This is a genomic window from Kyrpidia tusciae DSM 2912, from assembly GCF_000092905.1.
Classification (GTDB): domain Bacteria; phylum Bacillota; class Bacilli; order Kyrpidiales; family Kyrpidiaceae; genus Kyrpidia; species Kyrpidia tusciae.
This window is the reverse complement of record NC_014098.1, coordinates 2513777-2527100: the sequence shown is the minus strand read 5'-3', so window position 1 is coordinate 2527100 and position 13324 is coordinate 2513777. Positions and strand designations below refer to the sequence as shown.

Here is a 13324-nt window from a genome sequence, read left to right as displayed (position 1 = left end):
AAACGTGGCACCGGTTCGATTCACCGTTTCCAAGGAAGATTGGTCCCTTCACCGCAAAGGCTATCAGGATCAGCAGCGCCACCGGGAAAAAGTGCGAGAGGCCATCCGGAAGAATCTCCCGGACCTCATCACGGAAGAAAACATCGTTATGACAGACGGGCGGCAGATCGTCAAGGTGCCGATTCGTTCCCTGGACGAGTACCGGTTCCGATTTAATTACGAAAAACAGGCACATGGCGGCACCGGGGATGGGAACGCCAAACCCGGCGATGTGCTGGGAAGAGACGGCGAACCCGCCCAAGGACCGGGAACCGGTCCGGGTGCCGGCGATCAGCCGGGAATCGACTACTACGAGGCCGACGTGTCGGTGGAGGATATCGAGGAAGTCCTTTTTAAAGATCTGGAGCTTCCAGACCTCAAGCCCAAGGACCAGTTCGAGACAGAAGTGACAGATATCAGGTTTAATGATGTGCGCAAAAAAGGTCTGTCCTCGAACATCGATAAGAAACGGACGATCCTCGAAACCCTGAAGCGTAACGCCATGCAGGGGAAGCCGGGTATCCACCCCATCTCGCCGGACGATCTGCGATATAAGACCTGGGAAGAGATCGAAGAACCGCGCTCCAACGCCGTGGTGCTTGCGATGATGGATACCTCCGGATCCATGGGCGTTTTTGAAAAATACGTGGCCCGGACATTTTTTTTCTGGACGGTGCGGTTTCTCCGCACCAAGTACCAAAAGGTGGACATTGTGTTTATCGCCCACCATACCGAGGCCAAGATCGTGAGTGAGACGGAATTTTTCACCAAAGGAGAGAGCGGAGGGACGATTTGCTCGTCCGCGTACCAACTCGCTTTGGATCTCGTGGATCATGAGTATCCCGTAAAGCGGTGGAACATCTACCCGATCCATTTTTCGGACGGGGATAACCTCTCTTCGGACAATGAGCGGTGTGTTCAGCTGGTCAATGAATTGATGGGCAAATGTAACATCTTCGGTTACGGAGAAGTGAACCAGTATCAGCGGACCTCCACGTTGATGAGTGCCTATCGCCACATTCACAATCCGAAGTTCCGGGCGGTTTTGATCCGGGAGAAAGGGGACGTCTACAAGGCTTTAACCACATTTTTCTCGCCGGGGGCGGATCAGCAGGCGTCCTAGGGAGGGGAGAGGGATGAACCGGGAGGAGATACGCCAGCTGGAACAGGCCATCGAACAGATGATGGATCTCGCCCGAGGATTCGGGCTCGATTTTTATGAGATGCGTTTTGAAATTTGCCCGGCGGACATTATCTACACCTTTGGGGCGTACGGGATGCCGACCCGGTTTTCCCACTGGAGTTTCGGCAAGGCCTTTCACCGGATGAAAACGCAGTACGACTTTGGCCTCAGCCGGATCTACGAACTGGTGATCAACTCGGATCCCTGTTACGCATTTTTACTGGACGGCAACTCGCTGCTGCAAAATAAACTCGTGGCGGCCCACGTTCTCGCCCATTGTGACTTTTTCAAGAATAACGCCCACTTCGCCCATACCTCGCGGTTCATGGTGGAGAGTATGGCGGCCAGCGCCGAGCGGATTCGGAGCTACGAACTGCTATATGGCAAAGACGTGGTGGAACAGTTTCTGGATGCCGCTCTCGCCATCCAGGAACACGTCGACCCTTCGGTGACTTTTCGCCGTCGCCCCAGAGACTGGGAGGAGCGCCGAGAGAAGGGGCAACAAGTGGAGAAGCCGCAAACTCCCTATGGCGATCTGTGGGCGCTCGATCAGCCCCCGTCGGCGGCGAAACCTGCGGAACTGGCTGTACCGCGGAAAATTCCACCGGAGCCGGAGAAGGATCTCGTCCTGTTTCTGATTGAGCACAGCCGGGTATTGGAAGATTGGCAAAGGGATATTCTCTCGGTGCTGCGGGACGAGATGTTGTATTTCTGGCCGCAGATCGAGACGAAGATTATGAACGAAGGCTGGGCGACCTACTGGCATTTGCGCATCATGAGAGAAATGGATCTCACTTCCGACGAAGCGGTGGATTTTTCTCAGATGCATTCCGGAGTGGTGCTTCCGTCCAAGACGTCCATTAACCCGTACTATGTGGGGCTCGCCATCTGGGAGGATATCGAGAAACGGTGGAATGATCCGCCTGAGGAGGCCTGCCGGCGCTTTGGAGCGAGACCCGGCCAAGGGCGGGCGAAGATGTTTGAGGTGCGGGAGACCGAGACAGACACCTCCTTTTTGCGCAACTATTTGACCAAAGAGCTGGTGGAGGAACTGAACCTCTATCTTTACCAGAAGATGGGCAATGAGTGGCGGGTGGTGGAGACGGATTGGGAGAAAGTGCGGGACACTCTGTGCGCCGCCCGGGTCAACGGCGGATTTCCCGTGATTCTCGTGCAGGACGGGGATTACTTGCAAAACGGTGAGCTGTATCTCAAGCACCGGTATGAAGGGGTGGAGTTGGACGTCAAGTATGTGGAAAAAACGCTCCCTTATGTGTATCGGTTGTGGGGGCGTCCGGTCCATCTGGAAACGGTGTTGGATAGCCGGGCGATCCTTTTCAGCTATGACGGGAAAAAGAACCATCGAAAATTTCTTTGATCCTGGAACGATCGTCCACTCTGTCCAGTTTCCGGCTGCATAGGATGTAGCAGGGGGAAGGTGGTGATGATAGGTGCGGAAACCGAAGAAGATTTTCATCTGTCTGCATCCAGGTCAGATCTTGGTCGTCAAGTGCAAGAGGCACCATCATCGACATTGCCGCTAACTTCGCATTACACCCAGGGCCCGCTTGTGCGGGCCTTTTTTTGGCTTGCAGCAAACAGTTTCGCCGAACCGAGGGGATGGAAATGTTTTCGATCCGGCGAAAGGGATGTGCAGAGAAAACAGATAAGTTAAAAAACAATAAAGAGGGTTGTCGAGACCATAAATGTGGATTATAATCAAAACCATGAATAAACAGTGAACCCTACCGGGTATCGTACCAGTACCGCGCGGTACCCACACAGCACTTGGATGTTGCACCTCGTATAGAAGCACTTCAATGAAGCACTTCCATCAAACACTTCCTTTCCTGCCCAAGTCGTACCCTTTGATTCAGTCTGGACGATGAAGCGGTGGCGATAAGATCTGCGGCCGTCACTTGATGTCGAGCTCTTCAATAGCATTGGTGGAGTCGGAAAAGGAGGCGGAGTCTGAATCAACTCAAAATCAGCCCCATTCATATGCAGAGTTCACAGAGGAGGTCGATGTTTGGGATTATACAGTTTCATCACAGAATATCGATGTCCATTTGCACCACCGGCGAACCATTTCGGTTGAGGGGGGACTGCGATTGCCGTCGGCGACCTTGAGCTATACCGAAATTCCACTGGAAGAAAAAGAGAGACTTTTTGCGGAAGTAAAGGCCGACCCCCGCTTCCATGATTATCTATATGGCTGTTATGAGTGCGGGATTTGTGTGGCCGCCTGCCCATCGGCGCGATTTTACGATTTTTCCCCGCGTAAGATCGCGCAAACCCTGGCCCGAGAGGACGTTGAAACGTTCTACGTCCAATTGAACGAAGACGTCTGGAACTGCTCCCAATGTTTCTCTTGTACGCGTTGTCCGCGCAAGAATAACCCCGGTGGTTTGATCACGATTATGCGGGAAGTGGCGGTGAAAAACGGCCTGCGGTCGACACAAGAGGCATTGGCGGGATACACCCGGGTCATTTATAAAATTATGACCACCGGCACCCAGGTTTCCCCGGATATGTTGCAGGAAGACGCGTTTCCGGATTGGGGGCCCCAGGTGCGGGAGGTATCCCGGAACCTCGACACGTGGCGCAAGGCGCTCCCGCCGGATACGATGCACACCACGGCGACTTCCTGGGCGGTAGACGAGCGCACCACCCGGGAGTTGTTTGCGATCTGGAAAATGACCGGGGCCCTCGATATGATTGCATCCCTGGATGAGGGGTTGCACGCCATTATCGAAGAGCTGATGGAAGACGAACTGGAGGAGATGGGTCTCACCTTCGACTGATGGACATCACAGATCACTCTGTCGGGTTACGAGGAGAAAGGAGAAGAGGATCGATGCCTGACCGGGATGCGAAAAGTGGAGGAGTCTTGCAGGTTGACACTCAGCGCGTGTTTGAACCCGATCCCAACGAGGCGCCGGATGAGGACATCCGGGAAGCGGTGTGGGAGTTGGGGAGGGCAGGGGAATGGATTGTCCAGCCGGTTCCCGAACCTTATGTGGAAGTGCGCACGAAGTTCGGATGGAAGAAGAAGATCCCGCTCCAAAAAACGTGGCACCACAAGAGCTGCGGCCAGTGCGGGCATATCCCGGGCTATTCCACGTCCATCTTTTGGCTGAATCGGTTGTTAGGGTACGACTATTTTGATCCCCGGGATCAAACGTCGTGCACGGGGTGGAATTACTACGCTTCTGCCACCTCCAACCAGGCCGCCCAAGCCGCGGTGGCGATGCGGAATTTTGCCGCCGCGTATGAGACAGGATATTATCCCCTCATTCATTGCGGAACCAGCTTTGGCCATTACAAAGAGGTTCGTCACGAGTTGGTCCACGACGCGAATCTGCGCCGGCAGGTCCGGGATATCCTGCACAAGCTCGGGCGGCCCTTCGTGATGCCCGAGGAGATTGTACATTACAGCGAATGGATGTATGCGGTGCGGGATCAATTGGCCGCCCGGCGGGTGCGGGACGTGTCCAATATTACAGTAGCGGTTCATCCAGCCTGTCACTATTACAAACTGCAGCGGGCGGATGCGGTCTATGACGCGGAAATTTACAACGGACAGAGGACGGCGGTGGTCACGGCGGTGGTGACGGCCTTGGGCGGGAACGTCGCCGATTATTCCACGTGGTATGACTGCTGTGGATTTGGTTTCCGACACATCCTCGTGGAACGCGATTTCACCCGGAGTTTTGCGACCTTGCGCAAGATTGAAGTGATGAAAGAAGAAGCAAACCCCGATGTGGTGTTGACCCACGACACGGGATGCGTGACTTCGCTCGACAAGAGCCAGTTCGCGGCCCGGGCCCACGACCGGAATGTCGGGGTGCCGGTGATGTCCGAGTCCCAGTTCGCCGCCCTGGCTTTGGGTGCTCATCCCTATCGGGTGGCTCAACTGCACTGGCATTCCACCGATACCGCCGCCCTTCTCAACAAGATGGGCATCGACCACGAAGCGGCGTGGGCGGAATTCGAGCAAGACCTTGAAAAAATCCGCAGCGGCGCGGTGGAGACGCTCACTTGGGAAGCAGTCATGTAATCCAACTGAGTTCCGATTCCGATGCAGAAAGGGGAACCGGTATGCCGAAAGATAGCGTGTTGATTGTGGGGGGCGGGCCCGCGGGCCTGGAGGCGGCGAGGGGTGTCGCCGATCTTGGAAAGAAAGCGATTCTGGTGGAAGCGCGGGATGAATTGGGCGGAACTCCCTATGCTTCGAGTTACGCCACCTTGACCCCCGACCTGCGGGATACTGAGGAAGAGATGGCCGGATTACTGGGAGATGTTCGCAAACATCCCTTGGTGGACCTTCGGCTCGGGACCCGGGTCGTCAAAAGCGAAGGGCGAGAAGGGGAGTTTAGAGTGACTCTGGCAGGGGCGGATGGTGCCCAGGTGGAAGAAGAAGTGGGTGCGGTCATCATCGCCACGGGATTTCAACATTTCGATCCCGGCCGGGAGACCCAGATGTACGGGTATTACGAGTACGACGATGTTATCACCCTGGTTGACGCCGAAAAAATGATGAAACAAGGCAAGATTGTGCGTCCTTCGACGGGTGAACCCCCGGAACGGGTGGCTTTTATTCAATGTGTGGGCTCCCGGGACCGGCAGATCGGAAACAAGTATTGTTCGAAAGTGTGCTGTGGGATCGCCTCCAAACAATCGATCGAGATCAAGAGGATGTTGCCCAACGCAAAAGTCTTTATTTTCTATATCGACATGCGCATGTATGGGTTTTGGGAAGATCAGATTTATTGGAAAGCTCAGGAAGAGTACAAAGTGAACTACGTGCGCGGGATTGTGACCGAGATCATCCGGAAAGGCGATCGGCTGCTGGTCAAAGGGGAAGACACCACGATGGGCCGGCCCGTGGAAGTTCTTATGGACATGGTTATTCTTTCGGTGGGGATGGAACCGTCCCGGGGGACGATCGAGATGAGCCGTATTTTCAACATTCCTCGGGAGGATCATGGCTTTCTGGCGACCCAAGGGGGGCCCCTGGACACCGTTTCCACACCCGTGCCGGGAATTTTTGTCGCCGGGGCGGCCGCCGGGCCAAAGGACCTGGAGGATTCGATTTCCATGGGCGGGGCTGCGGCGATGAAAGCGGTGGCGCTGCTGAACCGGCTGCAACGCGTGTCTGTCGGATGAACGGCGTGATGATCGATGCGGAGGCGCTCAAGGAGTTTCTGGATAAAGCCGAGCCTTTCATTCCAGAAGATGCCTTTGGGTCGTGGGCTGATCACTTGGACCGGCGCCTCCGGTCGGCAAACCAACAGTTTGATCTCATAAAACAAAGTCGGGGGGATCCTGGGAGATTGCCGTGGCATCTGATTCCTGCCACCCGACGCCTGCCGGCGGCAGAACGGGAGCGGGGTGCAGAGCGGGCTTATGTCTTGGCTCGGCTGGCGGAAAGCGGGAATGGACAGCAGTTTTGGCAGTCGGTCGACAACTGGGAGGAGCGGCCAAAGTGGGCCCTGGAATGGGCGACGTATTGGTTTTATCTTGCAAATCCCGAGCGCGCTCCCTGGTGGACGCGGTGGCTGTACAACCCCGGCAACCAGACCGGCGCCTTCGTTCTCCTGCTGGATGATCCCCGGGTGATGGAACCAAGGGTTCCCCCCAGTCAGCAGTATGGGCAGATTGCACAGGGCATGGGGATCTTGGGGGCGGTGCTGGAGTCGATTCACCGGCTGCCGCGGGTTCCGGACAGCCATCGTCCGATGATCTGTTTGTCCTTGGTGTATGCCGTCTATATGTTTACCGTGACATCCTGGCGCATGACTACTGAGTTTACCCAGGTGCTGCCGCCGTTCGCGAGAGTCGTGGAAGGCCTACTGGGCATCCGGCACGGGGAGGGAGTGCAACTTGAGCAACGCGAAAGCCAAAAGCTTTGAATTCTACGAAGTGGTTGTCGACGGCATGCGGCTCACCGGTTCGTTTAACCGGATGTTTGAACCGCGACCCATCACAGAGTACGACCTATCCGCTTTGGAGACGGTTACCTCCATCGAAGGGGCGGAGTCCCTTGGATATTGTTACCAGTGCGGCAAATGCACGGGGGTCTGCCCCATCGACACGGTGGGCGATTACTCGCCGCGCAAGGTGTTTCGCCGTACCCAACTCGGCGCCTCCTTGTTAGACAGCCCGGACCTCTGGCTCTGTACGACCTGCCGGAACTGCCTGCGGGTATGTCCGAAAGAGGTCAACATGATCAAAATCATGCCGGCGGTGCGGGAGAAGGCTGTGCTCGAGGGGAAAGCCCCGAAAGAGTTGCTCGACGCCTTTGAGGCGACGGCCCGTTATGGCAACCCCCTGGGCGAATCCCCCCGGAAACGGGCGGACTGGACGAAACAAGCGGGGGTACCGGTACCCATCATGAGCAAACACAACGCTCCGGTGGATGTCCTGTGGTTTGTGGAGTGCTACCCCTCTTACCACCCCCGGGGCAAGGACGCGTCTATCGCCTTGGCGCGGATTTTCAACGCCTTGGGGGTCGATTTTGGCATTCTCGGCCACGAGGAGAAGTGTGCCGGGGACTCCCAGCGGATGGCCGGAGAGCGCGGCCTATTCGAAATGCTCGCCGAGCACAACATCAAGATGCTCTCGAAGTACCGGTTCAACCAGATTGTGGTGACCGATCCCCACGCGTACAACGCGTTTCTACACGAATACCCGGCCCTGGGCGGCGACTTTCAAACGGTGCACTACACTCAGTATCTCGCTTCTAAAATTCACGAGTTGGATTTAAAAATCCCGATTCCAAAGCGGGTCACGTTCCACGACCCCTGCTATCTGGGCCGGCACAACGGGGAGTACGACGCACCCCGCAAGCTATTGCATGCGATCCCGGGTCTTGAATTGGTGGAAATGGGGCACTGCCGGGAGACCGCGTATTGCTGCGGAGGTGGCGGAGGAGGGATGTGGCTGGATGGATTTAACCGCGACCACCTGAGCATGCGCCTGTCTGAACGGCGGGTGCTGGAGGCCATCGAGTACGGGGCGGACATCCTCGCCGTGGCTTGTCCCTTTGAGGTCTCGCGTTTTGAGGACGCGGTAAAATCGACCGGCAACGCAGGAAAATTGGAAGTGATGGATATCGCTGAATTGCTCGCCCAGTCCGCCGGATTGCTGGAAAGTCCGGTCGAGGTCGGCCAGTAGTCGGCCAGTAAAAGCTGTACGGAATGGTGGGAGGGGACGTCTATGAAAATGTTGGTACCGATGAAATTGGTTCCGGACGTGGTGGAAGAACTGGTCGTGTCAGACAGCGGGGACAGCCTCGATCGAGAAGCTGTGGCGTTGAAATTGAACGAGTGGGATGAACAGGCATTAGAGCAGGCTCTTCTCATCAAAGAGGCGGCGGGTGGCGAGGTCATCGCCGTCGCGGCCGAAACCGGGGATGTGGACGACGCCCTGTACACGGCGTTGGCAAAAGGGGCGGACCGGGCCATCAAGCTGGTGGGGGACGGCCTCGAACAGGGCTTGAGCAATCGCCAATACGCCGAGATTCTCAGGAACGTCGTCTCGGCGACCACGCCGGATCTCATCTTAACCGGAGTTCAGGCCAATGATGACCTGGACGGCCAGTTGGCCACCTGGTTGGCGGGATTGCTCGAATATCCTTTTGTCACCGTTGTGGCCGAGGTCGAGGCCAAGGACACCCAGATTCTCGTCAAAAAAGAGTTCTCCGGAGGCATTACGGCATCGCTCACCGTTCGCCCTCCGGCTGTGCTCGGCATCCAAGTGTCTCCAACACCTCCCCGTTACGCCCCCATCTCCCGGGTTCGGCAAATGATGAAAACGGCCACCCTGGAAGAGATGGAGGTTGAGGTGCCGGAGGTTCCGGGAATCCGGGTGACGAAGATGGCCGTTCCGGTATCGGAGGGGCATGCCGAAATGATCGAAGGCGATCTGGACGAGAAAGCCGCCCGGATCCTGGCCTTGCTAAAAGAACGCGGAGTGATCGCTTGAATCTAGCTGTCTAATGTGGGGAGGCGGGAGAATGTCAACAGCATTGGTTTTCGTAGAGACCTTGGACGGGAAGATTGCCGATATCACATACGAGTTGCTCGATCTCGCGCGCCGGGTGACAGGGGATGGCGGCACGGTGACAGCCCTCGCCGTCATGCCCGCCGGTCTCACCTCGGAACTGGGGGCGGCGGACCGGGTGCTGTGGGCCGACAATCCGGATAATCGTTACCTGCCGGAATCCCTGGGCAAAACCTTGGCCCAAGCGATGGATCAAGTATCCCCGGACCTGGTTCTTGTGGGAAATACCGCCGTGGGGATGGACGTGGCTACTTATGCGGCCAGCCGGGCAGGGTGCTCGACCATCGCCTCGGTCCAGAAGGTGGAACCCGCGGGACAGGGGTGGCAGGTGGAATCGGTGATTCTCGGTGGCAAAATGGTCGCCACGGCAGAAGTGACCGAACTCACCATCCTACAAGTCCTGGCTGGTGCCGGCGATGCCGAGCGGGGGCACATTCAGGGAAACCCCGCGGTGGAAACCATTACCGCAGCGGAGGCGGCAGCCACGGCATATGAGGGACTTTCCATGCCCGACAGCAGCGACGTAGACATCACCAAACAGGACATCCTCGTCAGCATCGGCCGGGGCATTGGTGACAAGGACAATATCGAGGTGGTGGAAGAATTGGCCGAAGCCCTCGGGGCGGTGGTGTCGGCCTCAAGGCCGGTCATTGATGCCGGATGGCTCCCGAAATCTCGGCAGGTGGGGAAATCGGGCAAAAAAGTCAAGCCCAAAGTCTACTTGGCCCTCGGGATCAGCGGGGCCCCCGAACACCTGGAAGGTATGCGGGACGCGGATTGCATCATCGCCGTAAACACCGACCCCAAGGCGCCGATCTTCGACGTTGCCCATTATGGAATCGTCGAAGACATTCTCGAACTGGTGCCCGCCCTCACCGAGAAGGTCAAAGGCGCTTGATCAGGGAAAGGAGAGTTGAACTCACGTGAATCCCGTTGCTGAACGGCCCGTATTCGAAGGATTCGAGCACACGTGGCTGGTGCCGGCCTTTTACGTCCTGGCATTCATCGCCATCGGTGTGTTCCTTTACGGCGTCATTCGCCGGATCCAACGTTATCGGGCGGGTCGCCGGCAGCCGTGGTACCCGGATTGGCCCAAGCGGCTGATCCGGGCCACCGCAGAGGTGCTGACCAGTCGCAAAATCGGGCGCAGGGACCTTTATACCGGCATTGCCCACGGATTTGTGTTCTGGTCGTTCGGTTTTCTGTTTCTCGGAACCACGATCATCTTCATTGACAATGACATACTGAGACTCATAGCACCGAAACTCCAGTTTTGGAAAGGGGATTTTTTCCTCGCTTTCTCGGTCGTCATGGACATTTCCATGGTCCTGTTTATCATCGGCCTGGGGATGTTGGCGGTGCGCCGAGCATTTTTTGCCGTAGCCCGGCTGAACTACGCCCGGGTGGACAACAAGCCGGTGGATCGCTCGAACTACAAGAAAGAGGACTGGTGGTTTCTCGGTCAGCTTCTGTTGATCGGCGTGACAGGCCTCTTGATCGAGGCGTTCCGGCTTGTGGCAGATCGGCCGTGGTTTGAGGCTTATTCCCCGGTGGGATCCCTGGTTGCCCAAGGGTTCCGGGCAACCGGAATGACTCCCCAGACGGCGATGGATTGGCATTTTATCACCTGGTGGGTTCACGCCTTCCTGGCACTGGGGTTTATTGCCTATCTACCCTATGCCAAATCTGTTCACATGCTGGCGTCCTGGGCGAGCTTGACCGTACGCAATCCGAAAGCCGGGATCGCCCTGCCACCGCCGCCGTCAGAGACCGAGCCGGGGCTGCCGCTGGCTCCTGCCGCTGAAAATCTCAGTTGGAAAGAACTCTTGCATTTCGATGCCTGTACAAAATGCGGCCGCTGTCACGATGTATGTCCTGCCCGCAACTCCGGAGCGCCACTATCCCCTCGGGACCTCATCCTGGATTTGCGGGAGGCGATCAGTGGTTTTCATGGCATGAAGAGGCCGGGGGCCAAAGTTGGCCACTTGGTGGCGGAGTCGGACCTGTCTTCGCAAGAGGTTTCCGCCGCCCTCGAACCTGGAGAGCTGATTGCTCCCGACGTTTTGTGGTCCTGTACCACCTGTCGGGCCTGCGTGGAAACCTGCCCGGTGGGGATTGAGCACGTTCCTATCATCGTGCAGATGCGCCGCTCGCTCATCGACCAAGGCACGATGGACGGCAACCTGTCGGCCACACTGATGAATTTTGCCCGCAAAGGGAATTCCTTTGGCCAGTCGGAACGCAATCGGGCGAAATGGGTCAAGGAGGCGGGGGTCCCCGTCCCGGACGCCCGAAAACAAGAGGTGGAATACCTCTGGTTCGTCGGGGACTACGCGAGCTACGATCCTCGGGCGCAAAAAGTGGCTCAGGCTCTGGCCCGGGTTCTCACTCATGCGGGAGTAAGTTTTGGAATCTTGTATGAAGCGGAGCGGAACGCCGGGAACGATGTGCGGCGAGTGGGTGAGGAAGGGCTGTTCGAAACCCTCGTGGAGAAAAACATCAAGGCCATCCAGTCGGCAAAGTTCAAAAAGGTCCTGACCACCGATCCGCACACGTACAATACCCTCAAAAACGAGTACCCGGCTTATGGATTGGAGGTGGAGATCGAGCACTATACGGAGCTTCTCGATCGCCTGGCCCGGGAAAACCGGCTGCCGGTGAAATATCCCCAGAACGTCAAAGTGACCTACCACGACCCTTGCTATCTCGGAAGGTACAATCGAGTCTTCGATCCTCCGCGCAACCTCATCGCTCACGTCGGGGCGACTTTGGTGGAAATGCCCCGCAACCGGGAAAACAGCTTCTGTTGCGGAGCGGGGGGAGGAAGAATCTGGATGGGAGATACCCTCTATCCCACAAAGCCGGCGGAAAGTCGCATCAAAGAAGCGAAACAACTTGATGGAGTGACTCATTTCATCGTCGCTTGCCCCAAAGATCTGGTGATGTATACCGATGCCGTGAAGACGGCGGGGTATGAAGGACAGTTGGAAGTGGGAGATCTCGTGTTCCTGCTGGAAAAGGCCCTGGGGCTCGCGAACGAAGTCGTGGAGGAGACAGTGACATGAGCGATGGCTGCATTCTTCCGGAAGACCTCTATTACTGGATCGACAAGCACGTGTGGGCAAAACCGGAGCCGGACGGCACGGTGTTGGTGGGCATGACCGATGTGGCCCAGAGCTTGGCCGGCAAGATCATTGTGGTGAATTTGCGCTCCCTGGGGAAAAACTTGGCCCGGGGCAAGAGCGCCGGAACTCTTGAAAGCGGAAAGTGGGTCGGGACGATCCCGACTCCAGTGGCGGGCAAAGTGATTGCGATCAATGAACAGATCAAAGGGCAGCCCGACCTGGTGAACACCGATCCCTATGGCGCGGGCTGGTTGATTCGCGTTGAGCCCGCGGACTGGAACACCGACTCCCAGAATCTGGCTACCGGGGCGGGCGGGGTTGCAGAGTATCGCAAAAAGCTGGAAGCTGAGGGAATCAAGTGCAGCCATTAGAGGGAGAGGCGAGATGAGCCCATGGCCAGGGTGATGATGTGCGAGTTTCCCGATGACCTGTGGTACGATGTTGAACTCGATGTCTGGGTAAAACGACTCGAAGACAACACCGTGTTGCTCGGGATGACCGATCCAGCCCAGACCCGGGCGGGCAAGATCTTGCAGATCCGAGCTCGCGTCGGGAAGGTCGTCGGGGCCGGTAAGAGTGTGGCTACAGTGGAATCGGGGAAGTGGGTTGGCCCCATCACCAGTCCGCTGCAGGGTAAAGTGCTGCGGCTCAACCCCGCAGTGGCGGAGGATCCCAATGTGATCAACCGCAGTCCCTATGAAGAGGGCTGGATCGTTCAGATGGAACCCTCCAGCCAGGAGTGGCCCCAAGGAAACCTGCTGCCCGCAGACCAAGCGGTACCACTCTTTGAGCAAAAACTTCGCGAGGAAGGGCTCACCTGCCTTCGGTGTATCCCTTCAGATGAATCAAACCCTGGAGCGGTCTAGGATAATGTTTTCGTTCAAGGCTATGGGCAGGTCAGGGCAAGGGG

At 57.1% G+C, this 13324-nt stretch carries 12 protein-coding genes; all 12 read left to right on the top strand.

Annotated features, from left to right (window positions below; all coding sequences use genetic code 11):
• The first annotated feature begins 4 nt into the window (after positions 1-4).
• The 12 genes from yhbH (at position 5) to BTUS_RS12485 (ending at position 13280) form a co-directional block, all read left to right on the top strand.
• Positions 5-1162 carry a sporulation protein YhbH gene (gene yhbH, locus BTUS_RS12540; RefSeq protein WP_013076443.1) on the top strand — a complete coding sequence of 386 codons (1158 nt, stop codon included), beginning with the start codon at positions 5-7 and terminating at the stop codon, positions 1160-1162.
• A 13-nt stretch (positions 1163-1175) separates the two neighbouring features.
• On the top strand, positions 1176-2600 hold the full coding sequence (locus BTUS_RS12535) for a SpoVR family protein (RefSeq protein ID WP_013076442.1): 1425 nt from the start codon (positions 1176-1178) through the stop codon (positions 2598-2600).
• A gap of 733 nt (positions 2601-3333) precedes the next feature.
• Positions 3334-4026 carry a 4Fe-4S dicluster domain-containing protein gene (locus tag BTUS_RS12530; RefSeq protein ID WP_013076441.1) on the top strand — a complete coding sequence of 231 codons (693 nt, stop codon included), beginning with the start codon at positions 3334-3336 and terminating at the stop codon, positions 4024-4026.
• Positions 4027-4079: 53 nt separating this feature from the next.
• A complete protein-coding gene (locus tag BTUS_RS12525; protein WP_013076440.1) occupies positions 4080-5282 on the top strand; it encodes a heterodisulfide reductase-related iron-sulfur binding cluster in 1203 nt (400 codons plus the stop codon).
• 41 nt (positions 5283-5323) lie between these two features.
• The gene (locus BTUS_RS12520) at positions 5324-6391 is read left to right on the top strand and encodes a CoB--CoM heterodisulfide reductase iron-sulfur subunit A family protein (RefSeq protein ID WP_013076439.1); all 1068 of its coding nucleotides are present in this window, start codon (positions 5324-5326) and stop codon (positions 6389-6391) included.
• Positions 6392-6399: 8 nt separating this feature from the next.
• Positions 6400-7137 (top strand): hypothetical protein, encoded by a 738-nt coding sequence (locus BTUS_RS12515; RefSeq protein WP_052300631.1) that lies wholly within the window; start codon positions 6400-6402, stop codon positions 7135-7137.
• Positions 7109-8401, top strand: a complete 1293-nt coding sequence (locus tag BTUS_RS12510) for a (Fe-S)-binding protein (protein ID WP_013076437.1) — start codon at positions 7109-7111, stop codon at positions 8399-8401. The genes BTUS_RS12515 and BTUS_RS12510 overlap by 29 nt, the downstream gene beginning before the upstream one ends.
• Positions 8402-8443: 42 nt before the next feature.
• Positions 8444-9211 (top strand): electron transfer flavoprotein subunit beta/FixA family protein, encoded by a 768-nt coding sequence (locus BTUS_RS12505; protein WP_013076436.1) that lies wholly within the window; start codon positions 8444-8446, stop codon positions 9209-9211.
• Between the two features lie 31 nt (positions 9212-9242).
• On the top strand, positions 9243-10187 hold the full coding sequence (locus BTUS_RS12500) for an electron transfer flavoprotein subunit alpha/FixB family protein (RefSeq protein ID WP_013076435.1): 945 nt from the start codon (positions 9243-9245) through the stop codon (positions 10185-10187).
• A 25-nt stretch (positions 10188-10212) separates the two neighbouring features.
• The gene (locus tag BTUS_RS12495) at positions 10213-12354 is read left to right on the top strand and encodes a heterodisulfide reductase-related iron-sulfur binding cluster (RefSeq protein ID WP_013076434.1); all 2142 of its coding nucleotides are present in this window, start codon (positions 10213-10215) and stop codon (positions 12352-12354) included.
• Entirely contained in the window at positions 12351-12785 is a 435-nt protein-coding gene (locus tag BTUS_RS12490; RefSeq protein ID WP_013076433.1) for a glycine cleavage system protein H, read from the top strand. The genes BTUS_RS12495 and BTUS_RS12490 overlap by 4 nt, the downstream gene beginning before the upstream one ends.
• A 21-nt stretch (positions 12786-12806) precedes the next feature.
• Complete coding sequence (locus BTUS_RS12485; protein WP_013076432.1) at positions 12807-13280, top strand: glycine cleavage system protein H; 474 nt, start codon at positions 12807-12809, stop codon at positions 13278-13280.
• Positions 13281-13324 lie beyond the last annotated feature (44 nt).